Genomic DNA, 20,243 nt, shown 5'->3' on the forward strand with positions numbered 1-20,243 from the left:
GGGCCGGATCCGGGTGGGACCGCCACGCCCGGTGATGCCTGCGTGCGGGTCGCGGCCGTCGGGGATGTGCATCTGGGCACCGATTCCGGCGGCAGCCTGCGCCCCGCGCTGGAGGAGCTGCCCGACTGCGCGGACGTACTGCTGCTGGCCGGTGATCTGACCCGGCACGGCACCGTTGAGGAGGGCCGGGTGGTGGCGGCCGAATTCGCGGATCTGGCGGTGCCGGTGATCGCGGTGCTCGGCAATCACGACCATCACGGCGATGCGCCCGAGGAGATCACCGCACTCCTGACCGACCATGGCATCACGGTGCTGGAGGGCTCCACGGCGACCGTGCCGGTGCGGGGGTTGACGCTCGGTGTGGCCGGAACCAAGGGCTTCGGCGGTGGATTCGCCGGCAAATGCGCGAGCGTGTTCGGCGAACGGCAGATGCGCGAGTTCGCCTCGCACACCGTCGATCTCGCCGATGGTCTACATACCGCTCTGTCCGGTTTGACTACGGATGTGACGGTCGCCCTCACCCACTACTCCCCCATCGGCGACACCCTGCACGGCGAACCCCTCGAGATCTATCCGTTCCTGGGCTCCTATCTGCTCGGTGAGGCCATCGACGCCTGCCGGCCGCAGCTGGCGGTGCACGGGCACGCCCATCACGGCTGCGAGCGCGGCACCACCCCCGGCGGCACCCGGGTGCGCAACGTGGCCCAGCCGGTGATCCGGGCGGCCTTCGCCGTATACGACCTGCACCCGCCGTCGGCTCACACCACCCATCCCGACCCGGCGTCGCAGCCGGCTCGGGAACCGGCCTCGGCCACCTGATCCCGAGGCGGCCGACGCACCCGGCACCACGGCGGCGACCGCCGAGGCGCTTATCGCTGCCGGTACCGGGTACCCGCCCGTTATCAGGACCCGCACAGAGAGGACAGCGATGATGCCTGCCGCACACGACAATTCCCGGTCCGCCGCACTCGGTCTTTCCGATGAGGACGCAGACGGCTATCGGCCCGACCACCATCGCACCATCCGGCCGCACGCCGGTGAGGCGCTCGAGGACAGCCGCAATTGGCCGGGGCTGATTCTGGCCGGCCTCGGAATCGTCGCCGTGGCATTGACCTTGACGGCCGCCGGCTACGGCTTCGAGGGCTGGGCCTTCATCGGCGGCGTGGTCAGCGTGCTGTTGCTGGGCTCCGGCATCACCCAGGTGGTGCTCGAGCATCGCCGGATCGAACGCCTCGACCAGGAGGAGCAGTGATGAGAATTCGACGCCGGGCCGGCGGCGCGCTGCTCGCCGCGGGGTTGCTGACCGCCGCCCTCGCCTGTTCCAACAGCACCGAATCCGGTTCGCCCGGAACGACTGTCACCGAACGCACGCCGGTCATCACCTCCGACGGCGCACCCGCGGTCTCGACCGAGGCGGCCCAGCAGCTCTGCGAGATGATCAAGCCCGAGGTCTCCAAATGGCGCGATCAGGGGCCGACGATCGGCCGGGTCGCGTTCAACGGCACCGTGCACAATTGGGCGCTGCGCAACAACGGCATCAATGTCGCCGTCATGCGCGATCGGAGCGTGGTGGACCAGGTCACCACCAGCCAATGCCCGGACGTACGCCAGGATGCCATCCAGGCCCTCGAAATCGACAGCCTGGCCGATGGTCTGGCCGGGTTCTAGGAGAACCGTCATGCGCACCGTTCCCCGCGCCGCCGCGGCGCTCGCACTGGCCATCGGAGTGGCCGGTGCGGCGCTCGCCGGCTGCTCCGAAGCCGAGAAGGTCGTGAACAAGGGCGGCGACACACCCTGTAGTGAATTCGTTCAGCAGGACGCCGAAAAGCAGCGGGTGACTACCCGCAAATTCCTGGAACAAGAGCAGAACCGGACCACCGAACCGGACTCCGACACCGTCGATACCGCCATCGCCACCATAAAACTCATGTGTGAGGCGCAGGCCAACCCGGATACGCCGATCAAGAAGGCGGACCTCACCGGAGTATTCGTTCCGAAATAGCGTTCGCCGCCGCCCCCGGCGCAAACTTTTAGCATCCCCAAAACACCGCTCTGCCTGCGTATTCGAGGTTGCAGATGCACTTGCATTTGCGCATAGCACGGTCATAGACTCGTTCCTGCAAGTGCAAGGCATCAATAGGGGACAACCAGAGCGCCGAGCGGTGAATCACCGGCGATTCCTCGCCATCGCTTAGCCGTCGGCCTGGCGTCAGGGGCGTTCGCATGAATCAGCCAATCAACCTCAGCCGACTTGGGTTTGCCGAGAGAAGCACACCGGCACAATCCTATTCCCGGGAGACGGCAACCGCTTTCGTCATCAGGCAGGTCGAATCCACTGGAGCGGCCACCCGGTACGATTTCGATATCGACCGGATAGTCACTACCGCACATGCCATGGTGAACGATTGGGATCTGCACATGATGCAGCCCGATGCATTCTGGCGGATCGCGTCCAGCTTCATTCGGCAATGAGGTCGCAATAACCAGCAGGGGCCCCTCACGGGGCCCCGTTATGCCGTTTTCACTTATGGCGATGCCAGGCTCCCCTGGGCAATCAGCTTGCACTTCTTCCGCATTCGCGGATTTCTCCGCGCGAACTATCGCACTCCGTCACTCCGCCTGCATCACTCCGCCTGCGCGGCGAGCTTCTCCATGAGCTTGCGCGAGCGTTCCGGCGGCTCCGCCTGCACGCTGAGCTGATCCATGACCTGACGGTAGAGCTCGAGATCCTGGCGGCGATCCAGGTAAAGCGAACTGGTCAGTTGCTCCAGGTACACGATATCGGGCAATTCGGGCTCCGCGAAGCGCAGCATGGTGAACGAACTCCCCGCGGCCGCATGCCCGCCCGCCGAGAAGGGCAGCACCTGAATGGTGATATTGGGCAGGTTCGACATCTCGATCAGGAACGAGATCTGGTCGCGCAGTACGCTCTGTCCGCCGATCGGGCGGTGCAGCACCGCCTCGTCCAGCACGGCCCAGAAGCTCGGCGCGCCGGGGCGCGTCAACAGCTCTTGGCGCCGGCGGCGTAGCGATACGCGTCGCTCGCCGTCGGCGTCATGACCGAGGGAAACCATGGAGCGGGCATAGTCCTGGGTCTGGAGCAGACCCGGAACCAGTTGCCCCTCATAGGTTCTGATCGACTTGGCCGCGTGCTCGAGACCCAGATAGGTCTCGAACCACTGCGGCAACAGGTCACTGTAGCGATGCCACCAGCCCGGTTCGTTGGCCTTGCGGACCAGGTCCATGATCTGCGCGCGTTCGCCGGGATCGTTGACCTCGTAGAGGCTCAACAGATCCCGGATGTCACGCTCCTTGAATCCGGTCCGGCCGAGTTCGAGCCGACTGATCTTGGCGTGGGAGCCGCGAATATGGTCACCCGCGGCTTCCCTCGTGATGTTCTTGGATTCCCGCAGCTTCCGCAATTGGCTACCGACAGCGATCCGTACTGCGGTCGGACCGCGTTCGGCGACAGCGGAATCCGCCAGTCCGTGTGCTACGGGTTCTGCGACCATGAGTTTCCACTCCGTTGCTCGGGTATGCCGGCAGTGGACTCACAACCGTAACGTCGGAACCACCGCGCCGATTGCCAATGCTACCGCTCAGCGTGCCAAGTAGTCGAACTCTCCGCTCTTGGCGCCTTGCAGAAACGCGTCGATCTCGGGGCGGGTGTAGACCAGCACCGACCCGAGCGGGTCCCGCGAGTTCCGCATGGCCACTTGACCATCGGTGAGCTCTGCCAGTTCTACACAGTTACCACTGGGATTACTGAAAGTGCTCTTACGCCACGCGAGTGTCGAGGGATCGATCCGGGTTGCGGATGTTTCGGTCATTGCAGACTCCTTGCTAGTACCGCCCGCAGACGGTGGTCCAGTACTTGCAAATGTTCGGTCAAATGTTCTTACAGTTGCAACCGCAACATGACGATAGCACGCAGATTGCCCGGCATCGATGGCTTGTCTGCGTCACATCCTTTGCAACACAACAGCTTTGATCTTGGAAAACCGCAGGTCCGTGCGAAGTTGCGAAGCGAAAAGGACAAACCGGACTGGTCGGTTCCATAAATTCCACGTCCCGCCAACCAAGCGCCGGATGCCCGGTACTCGAATCTTGTACTGTCACTTGACAGATCGGACCTAACACGCGCGCAAGCTGTCGTCGAGGAGTTCCCGCCATGCCTGAAACCCGTCACCCCGCGATTCGGACCGATGTTCCGCACTCGGCGCGCGTCTGGAACTACTGGATGGGCGGTAAGGACAATTACGAGATCGACCGGTCGGTCGGCGATGCCAGCCTGGCCATCGATCCGGAGATCGCGACCATGGCGGTCGAATCCCGGCGCTTCCTGACCCGTGCGGTGCGCCTGCTCGCCGGCGAACACGGCATCACCCAATTCCTCGACATCGGCACCGGCCTGCCCAGCATGGACAACACCCACGAGGTGGCCCAGGCGCAGGCGCCCGAATCCCGGGTGCTCTACGTCGACAACGACCCGCTCGTGGTGGCGCACGTGCGCGCCCAGGCCAGCAGCGCCCAGGGCGTCGCCGCCTGCCTGGAGGCCGACTTCCGTTCTCCCGGCCGGATTCTCGACCGGGCGCGCGAAGTCCTCGATCTCACCCGCCCCGTCGCGGTGATGTTCATGGGGGTACTCGGGCACGCGGAGAGCTACGCCGAAGTGCTGCGCATCGTCCGCGAGACCATGGCGGAGCTGCCGTCCGGCAGCTATCTGGTCTTCTGGGACGGCACCGTGGACAGCGACGCCTACGTGCGGCTCTGCGCGGAGTACGCCAAGTCCGGTGGCCTGCCCTACGACCCGCGGCCGAAGGAAGAACTGCGCGCGGTCTTCGAGGGCCTGGAATTACTGGAACCGGGGTTCGTTCCACTACCCCGCTGGCGACCGGTAGTCTCCTCGACATCGGAGTCCAGCGCCCCCGTTTCGGACATATCGGCCTATGGCGGCGTGGCGCGTAAACCCTGATGCCACAACAACACCGAACGAGACGAATGCTCCCCCGACGCGGCGAACCGATCGTGCAGATGTACTTGCATTTGCACGATGCGGACTCCTAAACTCGGAGCACTATCCCAACGGCCAGAGGCATCAAATGACCCAGATGCTCGCCCCTTGTACTGATATCCCCGGTGACGATTGCGAAATCGAACCGCGTGGTCTTACTTATCGCTCGGCCCGCGCCATTCTGCGCAAACATGATCAGCATTTCGCCTGCCGGCAGTATTTAGCCGCCATCGCGTATCTCTCCGCGGACAACGACGTCGACTGATCGTCCGAATCCGCTTGCGCAAGTAGGCGAGTGGCGGGTACCCCGGAGAGGGAACTGCCGTCACACGGAAGAGCGCCGAGATGCTTCTCACCGCTGCCACCACCGCGCACGACCTGTTGGCCCAGGTCTTCGATCCGACACCCGAAACACCGCCCGCCGCAGACAAACTGCTGCGGCTGGTCCGCTACTTCACCTGGTTCGTGCTCTTATCCGGCACGCTCGCAATCATTTACGCGGGCGGCCGGTTCGCCTGGGAGAAGTGGAGCGGCGGGGCGCTCCAGTCGCCGAAACAGGTAGCCGGAGCGCTCATCGGCGGGATCGTCGCCACCAGTGCAGGCACCATCATGAATGCCGCCATCGGCGTCTAGGCGCCCGGTCCCGAGCCCATGTTGTCTGAGACGAAACCGATCCGTCGGTTATCCGGCGGATCGCTCGAAGTTCAGGCGGACGCGACCTGCGGCAGTACTTCGCCGCCGGTCGAGTCCACACCGACCAGCTCTTCGAAGCGGGCCACCACCTTCTGGTGGTACATGCCGAACAGATCCTCGAAGAGCGCCAGCTGCGCCTCGCTCGGGCCGGCGTCCGACTCCCAGACGGCGACCAGTGCCCGCCACACCAGCACGTGCAGGTCCGGCGAGACCGCGAAGTAGGCTCGCACCGCCTCCGGCACCTCGAGCACCATCTCGCCGATGGAGTTGAGCACCGCGCGCTGCACCGAAAGCCCCAGCGCGGTCAGCAACCGGCGCAGCAGGCCCAGCTCCAGGCGCAGCATCTGCTCCGGGTCCGGATCCGCACCGCGCGCAAGGGTTTCCAGCTCGTCGATATCGGTCTTGAATTCGGCCGGGTCGATCTCGCGCTCACTGCCGGTGTAGGCCAGCAGGGCCTCCAGGGCGATGCCGCGTTCCTCGTCGACGATATGGCCGAACATATCCGCGGCCGTCTCGGGATCCGGCATGGAGAGCCGGAACAGCCGCCGGTACACGTCCACGCCGCCTTCGGCGCGCACATCGCGGATCACGAAACCCTTGCCGCGGTGCGCGTCCACGAAACCGTAGGATTCCAGGCGGCCCAGAATCAGCTGTGCCGTAGCGCGATTCAATTCGAACTCGTCGGCCACCTGACGAACGGACGGCATCAGTCCCCCGGGGCTGTACTGCCCGGATGCCACGCGACGCGCCAGTTCGTCGGCGACGTCGGCGACTACCGTCCGCTCTCCCATCGTGCACCTCTCCAAACCTTGTTTACGTCCCAGACAGTGTATGTGGTTATCAAGTCAACTGCACAGTTCTCGGATTCACCGGCGCATCGGCTATATCCCCGGCAACTTCGAGACCGTGACGAAGCGATAGCCGCGTGCGGTCAGTTCGGCCGCGATGCGCGGAATGGCGGCCAATGCGGCGGCGCCGCCGTCGTACATGGCGTGCAACAGGATGATCGAGCCCGGGCGGACCCGGTCCAGGGTTTCGGCGACGATCTCGTCGGTGGTCGGGCGCTTGCCAGAGTCCGGTTCCACATCCCACATGACGGTGGTGCGGTCGTGCGCGGACAGGTATCGCGGGAGCGCGATGAGCTTCTTGCCATAGGGCGGGCGGAAGGTGACCGGGCCCCGATAACCGGTTTTCGCGATCTCGGCGTCGGTGCGCTCGATCTCCTCGCGCACGGTGCCCGGGGTCACGAACACCATGCGCCGATGGTGGTAGCTGTGATTGCCGATCTCGTGCCCGGCGGCCGCGATGGCCCGGCCCGGTTCGGGATGGTCGGCCAGTTCGCTGCCGATCAGATAGAAGGTGGCCGGAATTCCCCCGTCCGCCAGCGCTTTCAGGATCTCGGGCGTGTGCCCGGTGGGCCCGTCGTCGAAGGTCAGGGCGACCACTTTCTCGTCGGTCTCCGCCCGCGAGATCAGCCGGCCCGCCACCTGATAGGTGCGCGAATTCATCAGTACGTAGAGCCCCGCGCCCACCACCAGCAGCAGGACGACGACCGCGGCCGACCAGACGAGCAGCCTGCGCCGCAGCCATCGGCGCTTCACAGGCGCTCCCTCGACCACTGCCACAGCGGTTCCAGCGCGGTCGCGAGTTCGGTTCCGGCCGTGGTCAATTCGTACGCCTTGTCCTCGCGCTTGACAAGCACGCCGGCCTCCTGCAACCGCTGCAACCGCACCGAGAGCATGCTCGACGAGCAGTTGTCCATGCGCCGCCGCAGCCCCAGAAACCCCTGCGGTCCGGGCTGTAGCTCCCACACGATGCGCAGCATCCACCGCTGACCGAGCAGATCCATGGCCGCGAGCGGCGGCTGAGTTGCGCTTCTCATTTCGAACCACCATATTGGTTCTGAATTAGAAGTGGTCGGGTGGGTAGGAGGAAGCGGCATGCACGGCAGCGACACGACGGTGGAGGGCGGGCGGCGAATCGTGGTGATCACCGGGGCTTCTCGCGGTATCGGGGCCGAGACGGCGCGCGTCCTGGCGGCCCGCGGCGACCACGTGGTCATCAACTACCGCGAGAAGCGCAAACGCGCCGAGACGCTGCGAGCGGAGATCGTCGCGGCGGGCGGCAGCGCCTCTCTCGCGGGCGCGGACATCAGCGCCCCGGACGGCGCGCGCAACCTCATCGACACCGTGGTCGCCGAGTTCGGGCGACTGGATGTGCTGGTGCTCAACGCATCCGGCGGACTCGAACGCGACGCCGCCCCCGATTACGCCATGTCGATCAACCGCGACGCCCAGGCCCGCCTGACCGAACTGGCCCTCCCCCACCTCCCCTCGGGCGGCCGCATCGTCTTCGTCACCAGCCACCAAGCCCACTTCTCCCCCACTCGCCCCGTCCCCACCGGCTACGAACCGATCGCCGCCAGCAAACGAGCCGGCGAAGACGTCCTGCGCGGCATGATCCCCGAATTCGACCGCCGCGGAATCGGTTTCGCGGTCGTCTCCGGCGACATGATCGACGGCACCATCATCGTCCGCCTGCTGGAGCGCCGCGATCCGGATGCGGTGACCGCACGCCGCGACGAAGGCGCACTGCCGACCGTCGAGGAATTCGCCACCGCCGTCGCCGACGCCACCAGTACCGGCACGGCGGCCGGACACACCGTCTACGTCGGCGGCACGGACTACCTCGCCGTGCCCGGACGTCACTGAGAAGGTGGCTCCCGCCCCGCGCGGCCGCACGAATCCGGTAGTACGGCCCGAGTCCGGCCTGGCAGCATCGGGATATGCCGCACTGGGTTCACGCGCTTCCCGCGTTCATGCCGGCGTGCTTGATTCTGGCCGCCATTCCAGGGCCCGCGACGGCGTTGTTCTTGCAGCGGTCCATTCGGGATGGGCGGGCGGCGGTCGCGCGGTGAAACCTGCCTACCGGTTCGTAACGCGCTGAACGGGTACTTTCTCAGCGAGGAGGTGTGCGCGGTGTCCGATGACGTCGGTAAGAGCTGGAACGATCCGCCGGTCTTCCGGCGCGCCGTGCGCTATGTGCTGGCTGTGCTGGCGGTGGCCGCGCTGGTCGCCGTCGTCACGCTGGTGTGGGCTTCACAGCGCGCGCAATGCCTCGACGACGTCATGCTGTGCGATGCCGCGGCCCGGCTGACGGTCGGGCTCGGTCCCGGGCTGGTGCTGTTGTTCGGCGGTATCGGGGCGTTCGTGATGACCTTGCGCGAGTGGCGGGCCGGGCGGGCCTGGCCGATCTGGCAGGGCGCGGGCTGGTTCCTGTTCACGCTCATGGTCGTCTACCTGAGCATCGAGGGCGGGTCCGGGGCTTAGACCGGGCAGCGCGGCACACTGTCGGCGGAGGCGTCGTGATGGTCGTAGGGCGTGCCGCGAATGCCGGCCCGCGCGGCCAGGAAGCGCGCGACGCGGGTATTGCGCTCCCAGAACGGGTCGATTTCGCGGGCCCGGCGGATACGACGGGCGCGCGCGCCCGGCAGGTGATCGTCCATCGCGCGCAGCCGCACGGCCGCACTCGCCGCCAGCCCGGTGAGGGCCGACCACGGTTGCACCGGGACAGCGCGTAAAGGCGTGTCCGCGAGCAGGGTTCGCACCAAGGCCGGGCTGCTGTAATAGGCGAGCATGCCGAACAGTGGTGCGGTAGCGGCGATCCGGAGTCGCCCCGCCGCGGTGGCGTCGGTGAAGCGGGCGGTGGCCGCGCCGGTCATGATCGCGGTCCAGCTCGGTGCGACCCCGGCGGTCGCGACCATATAGTCGGCCATCTCCATGCCTTCGGCCGCCGAATGCGGGATCAGCGCCTCCGAAACGCCGAAGATGTAGGCGATATACGCCCAGTAGTGCATGACCGCATCCAATTGCGCGGTGGTGGAACGCCTTCCGTGCACGTGGTCGAAGCAGATGGGATTGAGCCCGAAGGTGACCGCCGCGCCCATGGTGGTGGCATTGGAGATGGGACTGCCGTGCCGGGCGAAGTGTTCGTCACCCCAGCGGCGGCGCAGCATGGCGCGCACTTGGGCGTGCATGAGCCGCACGCGGATGGTGTCGGCGAACACCGGTGAACGGCGGTCCATCGCACCGGGCGCGGTGACATTGCGGAACCAGACCGCGCTCTCCAGGCCGCGCCGGTAGGGATCGCGCACGAAGCGGCCCGTCGCGCCCACCGCCGACGCGACCTCCGCACCGACGAAGGTGCCCATGAAATCCTGGATGCCCATGGCCATTTTCCCGGCGGTGGAGACGTTGATCCAGCGGCGGCGGCCGTACTCCCACAGGTCCGGGTCGTACCAGTCCGGTGGATTGTCCAGGCGCGCGAACAGCTCCACCAGCTCCGGCGTCGGATCCGCCACGCTGTCGATGCCCTGTGCGAGAGCCTGATTCAACATGCGCCGCCCACCCGCCGACCCCAGCTGCCGGAACGAGGCCACCACGCGGTCCATGGGTTCGTCGCCCTGCCACAGATGGTCGGCCATCAATCGGGTGCGCGGAGTTTCGACGGGTTCGGGCCGCACCTCCAGCCACGGCGAGAGCATGGCCTTGCGCGGTTCCAGCCACAGCTCCGACGGCACCGCCCGGGGCGGCGGCGGGCGCAATGCCATGCCGGGGCGGTAGTAATAGTCGTACTCGTGCATCGTCAGAACCCTGTCAGTTGACGGAATTCGGTGAGGGCATCGCGTCCGGGGTTCGCGTGCACCGGGCAGTAATGCTTGGGGTCGTCGCGGTGTTCCGGTGCGGGCCAGAACATTTCGGGGGCCTCGGGCGGTGGCATCCACGCCGGTCGCTTCCCGGCCACCCGCCGGCGCGCGGCACGCACCCGAGGCAGGGCGTAGCGGACCTCGTCGGGCGTCACCCGGTTCAGCATCGTCAGCGCCCGGCAGATCCGATCGAACCGCGTTCGGTCGCGTTCGGTCCAGGTGAACCCCATGGTGCGCCGAATCGCCGGATCGCACATGCCGACGGTCATGAACTGATAGAACCGCGCTCCCGCCGGTCGAAGCACCCACTGCCACAAGGGTTGCGGCAGCTGCCGCAGCACCGGGAACGGCGGCACCGGCGCGTTCTCGGCGAGACGGTAGACATCCCACGCCGCCTTGGTCGGTTCGAGAGTGTCGCGGCACATGTCATTCCAGTACTTCCGGAACTCCGCCCAGCTCTCGGGCACCACCCGCATGCTCATGCCGTACAGCTCGTACCACTGATAGTGCTCGCGCCAGAGCTGTTCGCGCTGTTCGTCACTCAGCCCGCCCATGAACAGTTCGGCCGCCCGCACCGTCTGCATGAAGAACACCGCGTGCGCCCAATAGAAGGTCCCCGGATCCAGCGCGTGATATTTGCGCCCCTGCCCGTCCACCCCCTTGATGGTGCGGTGATACCCGACGATCTCGCGTGCGGTCTGCCGTGCGCGCGGCCCGTCGTACACCACCCCGGCGATGGGATACAGCGACCGCGCCACCCGCTGATAGAACTCGTCCTGGATCTCGGAGTGGAATTCCACGCCCGCCCCCAGCCCGGGGTGCATGTTCTGCACCATGCCGATGAACAGTCCGGTCGGCGCGTAGAACACCGATCCGAAGATCCGCCACGTCAGCGAATCGGGGCCGAGCGGCTCCGGATCCGGTCGTGGGTCGCGCGCCGTTGCGCTGTGTGACACCATGCCTTCACGCTGACACGAATAATCGCTCGCATTCAATTCGCATTTCGAATCGCCGCTGGAACGCTATGACCCCGAAACGTCGGACCCCGAAATCGCCTGCGACAGCGCGGAAAGCGCCGGCGCCGCCGCGGAAGGCGCCGCAGCAGGATCGGTCCCGTGCCATGGTGGCGCGCATCGTCGATGCCGGGCAGGCGGTGCTGATCGCGCACGGCTACGACGGCGCGTCCACCAATCGCATCGCCGCGGCGGCCGGGATCAGTCCCGGGTCGCTGTATCAGTACTTCCCGGACAAGGACTCGATCGTCGCGGCGGTGATCGAACGCTATACCGCGCGCCTCGCGGACCGGGTCCGAGGTCGGGTGCTCGCGAACCTCACCCGCCCGCCGGAAGTCGCGGTGCCCGAGACCATTTCCGAACTCCTGGACGCGCTCGGCGACGACCGGGAGCTGCTGCGCGCGGTGGTGGAGCAGACCCCGCGCCTGTCCACCGGGGCGACCGTGCTCGCCTTCGAACAGCAGATCGGCGAATTGGCGCGGGTGGCGCTGAGCATGCGCGCGGACGCGGTGCCCGCCGACGTCGATTCCGATGCCGCCGCGTGGATGCTGGTGCGCGCGGTCGAGCACCTGACCATCCGCTATCTGCTGGACGGCCCGCCGATCCCGCGCGAACGCTTCCTGTCCGACATCACCCGCCTGGTACTCAACTTCTTCCGCTGACCCGCATCGATCATTCGGCTCGGTCGGTGTGCGAGTCGAATGCGAGTGCGGGCGCGGGCAGGGCGAGCAGGAGATCCACCGCGCGGGATGCGCTCTGGGCGGCGCTCTCCATGGTGGCCGACCAGTCGGTACGGGTCCAATCCCCCGCCAGCACCAGCGTCGGCACCGACGTGCGCTGCGCGGGCCGCAGCCCATCCGTGCCGACCACCTGCGAGAAGGTGGCGCGCGGCATCGGAACCACCTGGGCGTGCAGCACTTTCGCCTCGGCGGCGGCGGGATAGTAGCGGCGCAGCAGGGCCAGTTGCTCGTCGATCACCTCGTGGTGCGGTTTGTGGATCTGCTCGTACGCGCCGCTGGTGGTCAGGCAGTACAGCCAGCCGTTCAGGGTGCCGCGCCCGTGCATTCGCTGCCGGTCGAACACCTCGTCGATGACGCCCGCGCCACCGATCAGGGCCTCCATCGCCCCCTCGGTGCCGAGCGGCCGATCCAGATACAGATTGGTGCTGACGATCGGCGTGTACCCCAATTTGTCGGCGGCCGCGTAGATCTCGTCGTGTTCGGGCAGCTGGTCGAGCAGGCCGCCGATATAGGAATTGGGCACCGCGCACACCACCGCGTCGGCGGGCACCACCTCGCCCTCTTCCAGGCGCACCCCGGTCACCGCATCGTCCTCGATCAGGACGCGCCGCGCCACCGCCCGGTAGCGCACCTCGACGCCGTACCGTTCGAACACCCGCAGCGCACCATCGACGAAGAGGGTGTCCAGATCGGTGGTCGGATAGCCGATGCTGACGGGTTCACGATGCCTGAGGCCCAACCGGATTCCGGTCGCCAGCACATCCGCGAACACCTTCGCCGACTCCTGCGCGACCGGTTCGGCGGCGATGCCCAGCGCCAGCCAATCCCACAGCGCCTCCCGGGCGGTGGCCGGCATGCCGAGCCGCTGGAACCACTGCTCGGTGCTGATCTCCGCCAGATCGGCGGGCTGGCGCAGGCATTCGAAACCCATCCGTGTGGTCGCCGCGGCGGCCCGTAAACGATCCGCGATGCTCGCGTCGGGATGCGCGCCGAACAGGCTCCGCAACGCCCGAATCCCCTTGGTACCCATGATGGTGGTGCGCCCGCCGGGCCAGCGCAGCACGCCTCGATGCGGGAACGCCACGTATTGCCGGGTCCCCACACTGGTCAGGTACCGGAACAGATGGTCGTATCCGCTGGCGATCACATGCTGCCCGTTGTCCGGAATATCGCGCAGCGCCGGCACTTCCAGCGCGTGGGTGCGCCCGCCCAGCCGTCCCCGCCGCTCCAGCAGCGTGACCCGCTTCCCCGCCTCGGCCAGCCAGACCGCCGAAGCCAGACCCGCGAGCCCGCCCCCGATCACCACATACCGTCGAGGATCGTTCATGCGCGCTCCTGCAATCGCTTCGGCAGAGGGCGCTCGCAGCCGAACCCTCTGCAAAGCAAAGTACGCCCGCCGTTACGGCGGGCGTACTCGTTTCGCGCGAACCGCGCTGGGAAGCAGGCGGTTACGCCTTCACATGCTTACGCGACAGCAGCGGATAGCCGATGCAGACCAGCACCGCCCACACCACGCCGACGACGATGGCGGTGCGCCCGGACTCGTTGCAGAACAGCAGCACCACGACCAGCCCCAGGAAGATCAACGCCAGCACGCTGGTGAACGGCGCGCCCGGCAGCCGGTAGTCGCTGGCCGGCAGCAGACCCTTGGCGACCTTGGCCCGGTACATCAGATGGCAGACCAGGATCATGCCCCACACGAAGATGATGCCCATGGTGGAGACCGAGGTGACGTACCCGAACGCCTTCTCCGGCGAGAAGTAGTTGACGCCCACGCCGATCACCATGACCGCCGCCGAGACCGCGATACCGGTGGCCGGCACCGCCCGCTTGCTCATCGTGCCCAGCCCGGCCGGGGCCTCCTCGCGCTGGGCGAGGCTGCGCAGCATGCGGCCGGTGGAGTAGATGCCTGAGTTGCAGGAGGACAGCGCCGCGGTGAGCAGCACGAAATTGATGATGCCCGCCGCGCCCGGAATACCGATCTGCTCGAACACCTCCACGAACGGACTGCGCCCGGCATGGAAATTGCGCCAGCTGGAGACCGACATGATGACGATCAGCGCGCCGATGTAGAACAGACCGATTCGGAAAGGCAGCGTATTGATCGCCTTGCGCAGCGTCTGCTTCGGATCGCGGGCCTCGCCGGCCGTGACGCCTACCAATTCGACACCGACATAGGCGAATACCACGATTTGCAAGGCCAGCAGCGCCTGCCCGAATCCATTGGGGAACACTCCGCCGTCGGCCCACAGGTTGGTGACGGTCGGATTGGCCGCATGCCCGAAATGGAAGAGCAGCACGCCGATTCCGATGAGGATCATGGCGACGATGGCGGTCACCTTGATGGCGGAGAACCAGAATTCGCCCTCGCCGAACAGCTTCACCGAAACCAGGTTGGCGGTGAACATGATGCCCAGCACCACGAGTGCGGTCACCCACTGCGGAATGTCGAACCAGTACTGCACGTATTTACCGGCGACGGTGATCTCGGCCATGCAGGTACTGACCCAGACCGCCCAATAGGTCCAGCCGGTGGCGAAGCCGGCGAAGCGGCCCAGGAATTCGTTCGCGTACTCGGCGAAGCTGCCGGTGACGGGCCGGTAGGTGAGCAGCTCGCCCAGTGCCCGCATGATGACGAAGATGGCCAGGCCCGCGGCCAGATAGGCCAGGATGAGGGCCGGTCCGGCCTGCTCGATGGCCCCGCCCGCCCCGTAGAACAGGCCGGTGCCGATGGCCCCGCCGATCGCGATCATCTGAATGGTGCGCGGCGACAGACCCCGGGAGTACCCCTCGTCCTCGGGTGTCGCCTCGGCTAGCGCCGGCTCCGTTTGCTGCCTGTCAAAGGCTGTCATGCTCTTCCCTTCACGTGCGTGCGGCCGCACAGCGTCCGGGCTCTCGTAGGCCGGATACCGGGGCCGCGCCGAGCTTGCCGGCGGATTGCCGAGCTCGGCCCAACGGCGTGTCACGCTACCGGAAGGTATCGGGCGTCACAGTCCACCCCCGCGGGTGTCGGACGACCGACCGGTCAACTCCAGTCGTCGACCAGCTCGAGCCCGGTCACCACTTCGGTCTCGATCCGGATCACGTGATCGGTCGGCAGTTTGATCCACGGATCCAGCAGCGATTCGTACCGCTTCACCTGTTCCGGATCGTCCACCACCCGCGCCACCCCGGTCACGATCACGCTCCAGCCGCGCCGCGTCTTCTCGTCGAAAGAATCCACCTCGTACGCCACTACCTGCCCGTCACCCCGCAATATGCCTGCGCCCAGATGCGCCCGCACCACCACCGCGTCTTCCTCCACAATGTGGTTGACCGGCCGGATTATCGGAGTTCCGCGCCGCGCATACACAATTCGACCGTAGTGCGCACTCGCGAGCCGTCGAAGCGAATCGGCAGCCGAGAGCGCGCGCAGCTTTCGTGCCCCATCGCCGCCCATTCCTCCGATTGTGGTCGAAACCGTACGAATACGCCAATTGTGTTGCCGCAACCCGTGGTTCGCCGGGCAATACTCAACCCGCCGGGCGCGGGTCGATCCGGGGTACGGTCACCTGCTCCGGGGTCTTGTCGGTGCGCAGTCCCTTCCAGCTCGGCATGCGCAGTCGTTCGCCGGAGAATTCGCGGTACTCCACATCGCCGACCAGGATCGGTTCCACCCAATGCCAGCGCCCCGCAATCGCTTCCGGTGGCCGCTGTGCGAAAGGGCAGGCGGAAAGCTCGATCTCGTCGAGGGTGGCGCGGATTATCCGGCGCGCGGTGTGGGTGAAGCCGGTCCCCGCCAAGCCGATGAATACGAAGCGGCCGGTTTCGTCGTAGGCGCCGAGCACCAGTGAGCCGAAGGTGGCGCCGAACCCGCCGGCGCCGGGGGTCCAGCCCGCGACCACCACCTCGGTGCGATGGCGGAGCGGGGTCTTCACCCACCAGCCGGAACGCTTGCCCGGCAGGTACACCGAATCCACGCGCTTGGAGACGATGCCCTCCAGGCGATGCTCCCCCGCCACCTTCAGCAACTCACCGGCATCCATCCCGATCCAGTGCGGGGGCGCCGACAGCGGGGTCCGGAAGTCGAGTTCGGCCAGGCGTTCACGCCGGTCGAGATAGGGCTCGCCGGTCAGCTCCCGGTCGCCGATCGCGAGCACGTCGAAGGCGAACAGCCGGACCGGGACCTCCGCGATCAACTGCTCCCCCGGCCGCGCCACATGCATACGCCGCTGCAAACGGCCGAACGACGGCGCGCCATCGGGATCCTGGGCGACGATCTCTCCGTCGAGAATCAGAGTTCCCTTGCCCGCCAGCGCCTTCAGGCTCGCGACCAGCTCGGGATAGCTGCCGCTGACGTCATTGGCGTTGCGGCTGTAGAGCGCGCACTCCCCGCCCGCGCAGGCGGCGATCACCCGCACCCCGTCCCACTTCATCTCCACCGCCCACTCCGGCCCGCCCGGCGGCGCACCGCCGACGGCCAGCATGGGCGCGGGAACCGGGCGGCGCGGCGCTGCCACGGTGGGCTACTTCCCCCGCCGGCATCCGGGCAACAGGGACATGCCCGCGAGTTTGCCAGTTGATAGCCGTTATCCGTGTTCCGCCACGCCGCCCGGCGCGCTGTCGCATCTACTTGGCCGAAATACCCTGCTGCCGAATCGCGTCGAGGACCTCGCCGTGGGTCAGCGTGGAGTTGACCGTGATGGTCTCGGAAGCGTTGTCGCGGTTGACATTGCTCACCGAATCCATGCCGTACAGGGCGCGTTCGGCCAGGTCCGCCTCGGTGGCGTAGTTGGGGAGTTCGTAGGTGTAGGTGCCCATGCCGGGTTCCTCCTCGGTAGTGGGTTGCGGATACGTTCGAGCCATAGACCGAAACCGGCGTGCCCAAACCGACGCGCCGGACCGGGGGTTTGGGGTCTCGATCGGCGGGAATCGCCTCGATATGTTCATCATCATCGGGCTCATCGCCCTCATCGGCGCCGTAGCCGTGGGGGTGGCCGGTATTCAGGCCAATACCGGTGACAGCCATACGCTCACCAATGGGTTCACGGTCTTCGACCACACCTATACGGGGTCGTCGGGACTGTTGTTCGCCTACGGGATTCTGATCGGGGCCGTGGGGACCTGCGGGCTGATCATGCTGCTCGCCGGCACCTGGGCTTCGTCCCGGCGCGGCATGCTGGCCCGACGCGAACTGCGGCAATCCAAGAAGGAGATGGCCGCGGCGCGTAAGGAACTGGCCAAACCGCTCCCCGAAACGCCGGCCTCGGGGCAGCACGCGCCGAAAACACCTGTGCCGGCACAGAAACCGACCTGGTCGTTCAACAAGTTCATGCATCGACCGGGCGGATCGGCAGCCGAGGCCGAGACCGTCGCCAAGTAGCCGAACAGCTCCACACGCAAGGAATTCGAAATGATTATTCTGGGTCTGATCCTGATAGTCGCCGGGTGGCTGCTCGGCGTTCCCCTGCTAACCACCCTGGGCATCATCGCCTTGGTGGTCGGCCTGATTCTGATGCTGCTCGGCCAGGTCGGCCGTCCGGTCGGAGGCAGGCGCTGGTATTACTAGCGCCGTCGTAGGCGCGTGACGCGCACGACCGCCGCGGACCGCATCCGCTAGCGTCGAAGCCATGACGGTGACGGTGCTGGTTCCGGATGATTACGGGCTCGCGGCGGTCGAGCGCTTGGAAGGCGTGCGGGCTCTGCGTTTCAAAATGGCGGAACCATTGCCCGCTGGGGCCGACGAGGCCGAGGTATTGATACCCGGTTTCCTCGTCGGCCCCGAAGCTGTCCGGATGACCTGGGAGCTACCGAAACTGCGCCTGGTGCAGCTGCTCACCGCGGGCGCCGAAGCGTGGGTGGGCAAGCTGCCCGAGGGGGTTCAGCTGGCCATCGCCCGCGGTGCGCACGGGGCCAGCACCGCGGAGTGGGCCATCACCGGATTGCTCTCGGTGTACCGGGAATTCCCCGAGTTCGCGCTGGCGCAGCGCGAGCACCGCTGGACCCAGCACCAGACCGACACCCTGCACGGCAAGCGCATTCTCATTGTGGGCGCGGGCAATCTGGCCGAGGAACTGCGCCGCCTGCTCGCCCCGTTCGACACCACCGTGACGCTGGTCGGCAGTCACGCCCGCGACGGCGTGCACGGTGTGGACGAATTGCCGCAATTGCTACCGCATTTCGATGCCGTGGTGCTCATGGTGCCCGTCACCAGCAAGACCATCGGCATGGTGGACGCGCAGTTCCTGTCCCACATGTCCGACGGCGCGATCCTGGTCAATGCCGCGCGCGGTCCCGTCGTCCGCACCGACGACCTGCTCACCGAACTGCGAAACCGCAGGCTACGAGCCATTCTCGATGTGACCGACCCGGAGCCGCTCCCCGCCGGGCATGCGCTCTGGGACGCTCCCGGCCTGCTGCTCACCCCGCACGTGGGCGGCAGCAGCCGCGGCAGCATGCAACGCGGCTGGGCCATCGCCGTGGAAGGTCTCCAGGACTACCTGGCCGGAAAACCGCCGCGCAACCTGGTACACGACGAATACTGACCCCGCTCTACAACGTGTCCTTACCGATCGGCCGGTTCAGCAACTTCCACTCGCGCTCCCACCGCGCATTGCGCCGCGCATCCAGCACCGTCGCGGTCAACCACACCGAAGCCGCAGCCGCACACCAACTCTCGACCAGCACCGCCAACCCGGTCCCCACACCCTCGGCGGCCGCGGACCCCGCCCGTGCCGGCGCGGCGGCCGGCTTCCCATCCCGCCCGATCCACAACGAAACCGTGCTCCCTGCCGTCTGCGGCCCCGGCACATCCACCGTCGCACTCCCGCTCTTCCCCGCGGAATCCCATTGCACCGCAGCCGTATACCGCTCTTGATGCGCCCCGTACCGATCGGCCTCCCGCAACCGCTGCGCATCCGAAGTCAACCGCGCTTCCAGCCAAGTCTTCCCCGCATCCTCGGTAGCGATCCGCTCCGCGGCCCCCGTATAGCTGACGGTCCCGATGGCCCCCGCCAACGGCACCGCCGCCACCACCACGAGCACCGCCAGCGCCCGCACCAGGAACTCCAGCCGATCCGACACACGCATCAGCGGATTGGTATTCCAGGGCCGCACCTGCCAAAGGCGCGACGACAACGAAGATGGCATCGACACCTGGACCACCTCATTCCGCAGCGTCGCCTCAGGTACTACATCGGTAGCAGTACCCAGGTTGATACGCCCTGAACCCGCCGAACGTCAAGGTCAGCGCGTTGCGGTTGCGTTAAGCGGCCTCCAGATTCAGGTTTTGCTCCGGTTTTCACGGTCGGTACCGAGAGTAGGCCGCGCGCGTTGTGGTCAGCCGAGGTAGGTGGATTCGAGGACGAGGTCTTTGAGAAGCTTCTGGTATTCGGCGTGGGTGTGGTGTTCTCGGGTGCGCCAGTGGGTGCCTTCGTTGTAGCGCATGAAGTTGCGGTACCGCGGGGCGCCCGGGTATTTGACGTTGTCCGCGACGACGACCGAGCCGGGGTGTAGCCAGGAGCGGTCCAGGATTCGGCGGAGATCGGGGAGATAGTCGTCCTTCTCGTGGTCGAGGAAGACGAAATCGAGTGTGCCGGGGGCGAATTGGTGAGTGTCGCGCAGGGCGGTGAGGGTGTGCTCGTTATCGCCGAGGGTGCCGACGATGACGGTGACGCGGTCGCCGATGCCCGCGTGGTCCCAGATTCGCCGGGCGACGGCGGCGTTGGCCGGATTGAATTCGATGGAGTACAGGGTGGCGTCGGCGGGCATGACGCGCGCGATGCGCAATGCGCTGTAACCGCAGTAGGTTCCGAGCTCGAGCAGTCGGTGCGGGTGTGCCGCCGCGACGGCGCGGTCGAGGATCATTCCTTTCTCGTCACCGATATTGATCAGATAGCTCTTGGTGTAGCAGAACTCGTCGATCGCTCGGATGACATCGTCGATATCGCCTTTGCGCGCATGGGCGCACACGTAGTCGGCCAGGGCTTGTTCGCGGCCGTCACCGACCTGCCAGGTAGCGCCCATATGCGGTAGGCCGAACAGGAACCGCAGGTACGACCATCGCAGGAACATCACCGGCTTGCCGGCGCTCTCGTTGG

Annotated in this window: 28 protein-coding genes; 14 read left to right on the forward strand and 14 right to left on the reverse strand. The window is 66.7% G+C overall.

The window, feature by feature from the left end; translation table 11 throughout:
• Positions 1 to 42 precede the first annotated feature (42 nt).
• The 5 genes from NI1_RS22940 to NI1_RS22960 all read left to right on the forward strand — a co-directional run bounded on the left by NI1_RS22940 (position 43) and on the right by NI1_RS22960 (position 2,472).
• Positions 43 to 819, forward strand: a complete 777-nt coding sequence (locus NI1_RS22940; protein ID WP_067825247.1) for a metallophosphoesterase family protein — start codon at positions 43 to 45, stop codon at positions 817 to 819.
• A gap of 112 nt (positions 820 to 931) precedes the next feature.
• Positions 932 to 1,252 (forward strand): hypothetical protein, encoded by a 321-nt coding sequence (locus NI1_RS22945; RefSeq protein ID WP_067825249.1) that lies wholly within the window; start codon positions 932 to 934, stop codon positions 1,250 to 1,252.
• Positions 1,252 to 1,668, forward strand: a complete 417-nt coding sequence (locus tag NI1_RS39490) for a hypothetical protein (protein ID WP_067824533.1) — start codon at positions 1,252 to 1,254, stop codon at positions 1,666 to 1,668. Before NI1_RS22945 ends, NI1_RS39490 begins: the two co-directional genes overlap by 1 nt.
• 10 nt (positions 1,669 to 1,678) lie before the next feature.
• A complete protein-coding gene (locus NI1_RS22955; protein WP_067824535.1) occupies positions 1,679 to 2,002 on the forward strand; it encodes a hypothetical protein in 324 nt (107 codons plus the stop codon).
• Positions 2,003 to 2,223: 221 nt separating this feature from the next.
• On the forward strand, positions 2,224 to 2,472 hold the full coding sequence (locus NI1_RS22960) for a hypothetical protein (protein WP_067824537.1): 249 nt from the start codon (positions 2,224 to 2,226) through the stop codon (positions 2,470 to 2,472).
• 152 nt (positions 2,473 to 2,624) lie between these two features.
• On the opposite strand, the gene NI1_RS22965 is transcribed toward NI1_RS22960, so the two are convergent.
• Both NI1_RS22965 and NI1_RS22970 read right to left on the reverse strand, forming a co-directional pair.
• Positions 2,625 to 3,512: a Sco1979 family transcriptional regulator gene (locus tag NI1_RS22965; protein ID WP_067824539.1), complete on the reverse strand. Its 888-nt coding sequence runs from the start codon at positions 3,510 to 3,512 to the stop codon at positions 2,625 to 2,627.
• An 87-nt stretch (positions 3,513 to 3,599) separates the two neighbouring features.
• Positions 3,600 to 3,830, reverse strand: coding sequence for a DUF397 domain-containing protein (locus tag NI1_RS22970; RefSeq protein WP_067824541.1), 231 nt, complete (start codon positions 3,828 to 3,830; stop codon positions 3,600 to 3,602).
• Between the two features lie 341 nt (positions 3,831 to 4,171).
• Here NI1_RS22970 and NI1_RS22975 point away from each other — a divergent pair, with 341 nt between their 5' ends.
• From NI1_RS22975 to NI1_RS22980, 3 genes are all read left to right on the forward strand, one after another.
• Complete coding sequence (locus tag NI1_RS22975) at positions 4,172 to 4,975, forward strand: SAM-dependent methyltransferase (RefSeq protein ID WP_067824543.1); 804 nt, start codon at positions 4,172 to 4,174, stop codon at positions 4,973 to 4,975.
• A gap of 127 nt (positions 4,976 to 5,102) precedes the next feature.
• Positions 5,103 to 5,279 (forward strand): hypothetical protein, encoded by a 177-nt coding sequence (locus tag NI1_RS38105; protein ID WP_157535278.1) that lies wholly within the window; start codon positions 5,103 to 5,105, stop codon positions 5,277 to 5,279.
• A gap of 80 nt (positions 5,280 to 5,359) precedes the next feature.
• Positions 5,360 to 5,647 carry a hypothetical protein gene (locus tag NI1_RS22980; protein WP_067824545.1) on the forward strand — a complete coding sequence of 96 codons (288 nt, stop codon included), beginning with the start codon at positions 5,360 to 5,362 and terminating at the stop codon, positions 5,645 to 5,647.
• Between the two features lie 71 nt (positions 5,648 to 5,718).
• On the opposite strand, the gene NI1_RS22985 is transcribed toward NI1_RS22980, so the two are convergent.
• The 3 genes from NI1_RS22985 to NI1_RS22995 form a co-directional block, all read right to left on the reverse strand.
• Entirely contained in the window at positions 5,719 to 6,498 is a 780-nt protein-coding gene (locus NI1_RS22985; RefSeq protein WP_067824547.1) for a GntR family transcriptional regulator, read from the reverse strand.
• Positions 6,499 to 6,588: 90 nt separating this feature from the next.
• Positions 6,589 to 7,293: a polysaccharide deacetylase family protein gene (locus NI1_RS22990; protein WP_067825251.1), complete on the reverse strand. Its 705-nt coding sequence runs from the start codon at positions 7,291 to 7,293 to the stop codon at positions 6,589 to 6,591.
• 11 nt (positions 7,294 to 7,304) lie between these two features.
• Positions 7,305 to 7,589: a winged helix-turn-helix transcriptional regulator gene (locus NI1_RS22995; RefSeq protein WP_067824549.1), complete on the reverse strand. Its 285-nt coding sequence runs from the start codon at positions 7,587 to 7,589 to the stop codon at positions 7,305 to 7,307.
• A gap of 58 nt (positions 7,590 to 7,647) precedes the next feature.
• Between NI1_RS22995 and NI1_RS23000 the strand changes: the two genes are divergently transcribed.
• Together NI1_RS23000 and NI1_RS23005 are read left to right on the forward strand one after the other, a co-directional pair.
• Positions 7,648 to 8,418 carry an SDR family oxidoreductase gene (locus tag NI1_RS23000; protein ID WP_067824551.1) on the forward strand — a complete coding sequence of 257 codons (771 nt, stop codon included), beginning with the start codon at positions 7,648 to 7,650 and terminating at the stop codon, positions 8,416 to 8,418.
• 267 nt (positions 8,419 to 8,685) lie between these two features.
• Positions 8,686 to 9,036 (forward strand): hypothetical protein, encoded by a 351-nt coding sequence (locus tag NI1_RS23005; protein ID WP_067825253.1) that lies wholly within the window; start codon positions 8,686 to 8,688, stop codon positions 9,034 to 9,036.
• Here the strand turns inward: NI1_RS23005 and NI1_RS23010 are convergent.
• Together NI1_RS23010 and NI1_RS23015 are read right to left on the reverse strand one after the other, a co-directional pair.
• On the reverse strand, positions 9,033 to 10,349 hold the full coding sequence (locus NI1_RS23010) for an oxygenase MpaB family protein (RefSeq protein WP_067824553.1): 1,317 nt from the start codon (positions 10,347 to 10,349) through the stop codon (positions 9,033 to 9,035). The genes NI1_RS23005 and NI1_RS23010 overlap by 4 nt on opposite strands.
• 2 nt (positions 10,350 to 10,351) lie before the next feature.
• Positions 10,352 to 11,371 carry an oxygenase MpaB family protein gene (locus tag NI1_RS23015; protein WP_067824554.1) on the reverse strand — a complete coding sequence of 340 codons (1,020 nt, stop codon included), beginning with the start codon at positions 11,369 to 11,371 and terminating at the stop codon, positions 10,352 to 10,354.
• A gap of 161 nt (positions 11,372 to 11,532) precedes the next feature.
• Between NI1_RS23015 and NI1_RS23020 the strand changes: the two genes are divergently transcribed.
• A complete protein-coding gene (locus tag NI1_RS23020) occupies positions 11,533 to 12,087 on the forward strand; it encodes a TetR/AcrR family transcriptional regulator (RefSeq protein WP_067824556.1) in 555 nt (184 codons plus the stop codon).
• Between the two features lie 10 nt (positions 12,088 to 12,097).
• Here NI1_RS23020 and NI1_RS23025 read toward each other — a convergent pair whose 3' ends face one another.
• The 5 genes from NI1_RS23025 to NI1_RS23045 all read right to left on the reverse strand — a co-directional run bounded on the left by NI1_RS23025 (position 12,098) and on the right by NI1_RS23045 (position 16,965).
• A complete protein-coding gene (locus tag NI1_RS23025) occupies positions 12,098 to 13,492 on the reverse strand; it encodes a hydroxysqualene dehydroxylase (RefSeq protein WP_067824558.1) in 1,395 nt (464 codons plus the stop codon).
• 121 nt (positions 13,493 to 13,613) lie between these two features.
• On the reverse strand, positions 13,614 to 15,017 hold the full coding sequence (locus tag NI1_RS23030; protein ID WP_067825255.1) for an amino acid permease: 1,404 nt from the start codon (positions 15,015 to 15,017) through the stop codon (positions 13,614 to 13,616).
• A gap of 173 nt (positions 15,018 to 15,190) precedes the next feature.
• Positions 15,191 to 15,604, reverse strand: a complete 414-nt coding sequence (locus NI1_RS23035; protein WP_067824561.1) for a pyridoxamine 5'-phosphate oxidase family protein — start codon at positions 15,602 to 15,604, stop codon at positions 15,191 to 15,193.
• Positions 15,605 to 15,677: 73 nt separating this feature from the next.
• Positions 15,678 to 16,664 carry a non-homologous end-joining DNA ligase gene (ligD, locus tag NI1_RS23040; RefSeq protein WP_067824562.1) on the reverse strand — a complete coding sequence of 329 codons (987 nt, stop codon included), beginning with the start codon at positions 16,662 to 16,664 and terminating at the stop codon, positions 15,678 to 15,680.
• 109 nt (positions 16,665 to 16,773) lie between these two features.
• Entirely contained in the window at positions 16,774 to 16,965 is a 192-nt protein-coding gene (locus NI1_RS23045) for a hypothetical protein (RefSeq protein ID WP_157535279.1), read from the reverse strand.
• 121 nt (positions 16,966 to 17,086) lie between these two features.
• Between NI1_RS23045 and NI1_RS23050 the strand changes: the two genes are divergently transcribed.
• The 3 genes from NI1_RS23050 to NI1_RS23055 all read left to right on the forward strand — a co-directional run bounded on the left by NI1_RS23050 (position 17,087) and on the right by NI1_RS23055 (position 18,689).
• Positions 17,087 to 17,527: a LapA family protein gene (locus tag NI1_RS23050; RefSeq protein ID WP_067824566.1), complete on the forward strand. Its 441-nt coding sequence runs from the start codon at positions 17,087 to 17,089 to the stop codon at positions 17,525 to 17,527.
• A gap of 30 nt (positions 17,528 to 17,557) precedes the next feature.
• Positions 17,558 to 17,713, forward strand: a complete 156-nt coding sequence (locus NI1_RS38550) for a DUF6131 family protein (RefSeq protein WP_169815618.1) — start codon at positions 17,558 to 17,560, stop codon at positions 17,711 to 17,713.
• A gap of 61 nt (positions 17,714 to 17,774) precedes the next feature.
• Positions 17,775 to 18,689: a 2-hydroxyacid dehydrogenase gene (locus tag NI1_RS23055; RefSeq protein WP_067824568.1), complete on the forward strand. Its 915-nt coding sequence runs from the start codon at positions 17,775 to 17,777 to the stop codon at positions 18,687 to 18,689.
• Between the two features lie 7 nt (positions 18,690 to 18,696).
• Here the strand turns inward: NI1_RS23055 and NI1_RS23060 are convergent, their stop codons facing one another.
• Together NI1_RS23060 and NI1_RS23065 are read right to left on the reverse strand one after the other, a co-directional pair.
• Entirely contained in the window at positions 18,697 to 19,293 is a 597-nt protein-coding gene (locus NI1_RS23060) for an Rv1733c family protein (protein ID WP_439957296.1), read from the reverse strand.
• Positions 19,294 to 19,482: 189 nt separating this feature from the next.
• A complete protein-coding gene (locus tag NI1_RS23065; RefSeq protein WP_067825257.1) occupies positions 19,483 to 20,217 on the reverse strand; it encodes an O-methyltransferase in 735 nt (244 codons plus the stop codon).
• Between the last annotated feature and the right edge of the window lie 26 nt (positions 20,218 to 20,243).

It is taken from the genome of Nocardia inohanensis NBRC 100128, assembly GCF_001612945.1.
GTDB classification, from domain to species: Bacteria; Actinomycetota; Actinomycetes; order Mycobacteriales; family Mycobacteriaceae; genus Nocardia; species Nocardia inohanensis.

What these genes read in the sequence shown, in the direction of transcription:
- NI1_RS22970 (WP_067824541.1), bottom strand. Translation starts at nt 3,830, where the DNA reads ATGACCGAAACATCCGCAACCCGGATCGATCCCTCGACACTCGCGTGG.
- NI1_RS22960 (WP_067824537.1), top strand. Translation starts at nt 2,224, where the DNA reads ATGAATCAGCCAATCAACCTCAGCCGACTTGGGTTTGCCGAGAGAAGC.
- NI1_RS23050 (WP_067824566.1), top strand. Translation starts at nt 17,087, where the DNA reads ATGTTCATCATCATCGGGCTCATCGCCCTCATCGGCGCCGTAGCCGTG.
- NI1_RS23000 (WP_067824551.1), top strand. Translation starts at nt 7,648, where the DNA reads ATGCACGGCAGCGACACGACGGTGGAGGGCGGGCGGCGAATCGTGGTG.
- NI1_RS22945 (WP_067825249.1), top strand. Translation starts at nt 932, where the DNA reads ATGCCTGCCGCACACGACAATTCCCGGTCCGCCGCACTCGGTCTTTCC.
- NI1_RS22985 (WP_067824547.1), bottom strand. Translation starts at nt 6,498, where the DNA reads ATGGGAGAGCGGACGGTAGTCGCCGACGTCGCCGACGAACTGGCGCGT.
- NI1_RS22965 (WP_067824539.1), bottom strand. Translation starts at nt 3,512, where the DNA reads ATGGTCGCAGAACCCGTAGCACACGGACTGGCGGATTCCGCTGTCGCC.
- NI1_RS38550 (WP_169815618.1), top strand. Translation starts at nt 17,558, where the DNA reads ATGATTATTCTGGGTCTGATCCTGATAGTCGCCGGGTGGCTGCTCGGC.
- NI1_RS39490 (WP_067824533.1), top strand. Translation starts at nt 1,252, where the DNA reads ATGAGAATTCGACGCCGGGCCGGCGGCGCGCTGCTCGCCGCGGGGTTG.
- NI1_RS23065 (WP_067825257.1), bottom strand. Translation starts at nt 20,217, where the DNA reads ATGTTCCTGCGATGGTCGTACCTGCGGTTCCTGTTCGGCCTACCGCAT.
- NI1_RS23045 (WP_157535279.1), bottom strand. Translation starts at nt 16,965, where the DNA reads ATGGGCACCTACACCTACGAACTCCCCAACTACGCCACCGAGGCGGAC.
- NI1_RS38105 (WP_157535278.1), top strand. Translation starts at nt 5,103, where the DNA reads ATGACCCAGATGCTCGCCCCTTGTACTGATATCCCCGGTGACGATTGC.
- NI1_RS23015 (WP_067824554.1), bottom strand. Translation starts at nt 11,371, where the DNA reads ATGGTGTCACACAGCGCAACGGCGCGCGACCCACGACCGGATCCGGAG.
- NI1_RS23025 (WP_067824558.1), bottom strand. Translation starts at nt 13,492, where the DNA reads ATGAACGATCCTCGACGGTATGTGGTGATCGGGGGCGGGCTCGCGGGT.
- NI1_RS22955 (WP_067824535.1), top strand. Translation starts at nt 1,679, where the DNA reads ATGCGCACCGTTCCCCGCGCCGCCGCGGCGCTCGCACTGGCCATCGGA.
- NI1_RS23060 (WP_439957296.1), bottom strand. Translation starts at nt 19,293, where the DNA reads ATGCCATCTTCGTTGTCGTCGCGCCTTTGGCAGGTGCGGCCCTGGAAT.
- NI1_RS23010 (WP_067824553.1), bottom strand. Translation starts at nt 10,349, where the DNA reads ATGCACGAGTACGACTATTACTACCGCCCCGGCATGGCATTGCGCCCG.
- NI1_RS23030 (WP_067825255.1), bottom strand. Translation starts at nt 15,017, where the DNA reads ATGACAGCCTTTGACAGGCAGCAAACGGAGCCGGCGCTAGCCGAGGCG.
- NI1_RS23020 (WP_067824556.1), top strand. Translation starts at nt 11,533, where the DNA reads ATGGTGGCGCGCATCGTCGATGCCGGGCAGGCGGTGCTGATCGCGCAC.
- NI1_RS22995 (WP_067824549.1), bottom strand. Translation starts at nt 7,589, where the DNA reads ATGAGAAGCGCAACTCAGCCGCCGCTCGCGGCCATGGATCTGCTCGGT.
- NI1_RS23055 (WP_067824568.1), top strand. Translation starts at nt 17,775, where the DNA reads ATGACGGTGACGGTGCTGGTTCCGGATGATTACGGGCTCGCGGCGGTC.
- NI1_RS22980 (WP_067824545.1), top strand. Translation starts at nt 5,360, where the DNA reads ATGCTTCTCACCGCTGCCACCACCGCGCACGACCTGTTGGCCCAGGTC.
- NI1_RS23035 (WP_067824561.1), bottom strand. Translation starts at nt 15,604, where the DNA reads ATGGGCGGCGATGGGGCACGAAAGCTGCGCGCGCTCTCGGCTGCCGAT.
- NI1_RS22975 (WP_067824543.1), top strand. Translation starts at nt 4,172, where the DNA reads ATGCCTGAAACCCGTCACCCCGCGATTCGGACCGATGTTCCGCACTCG.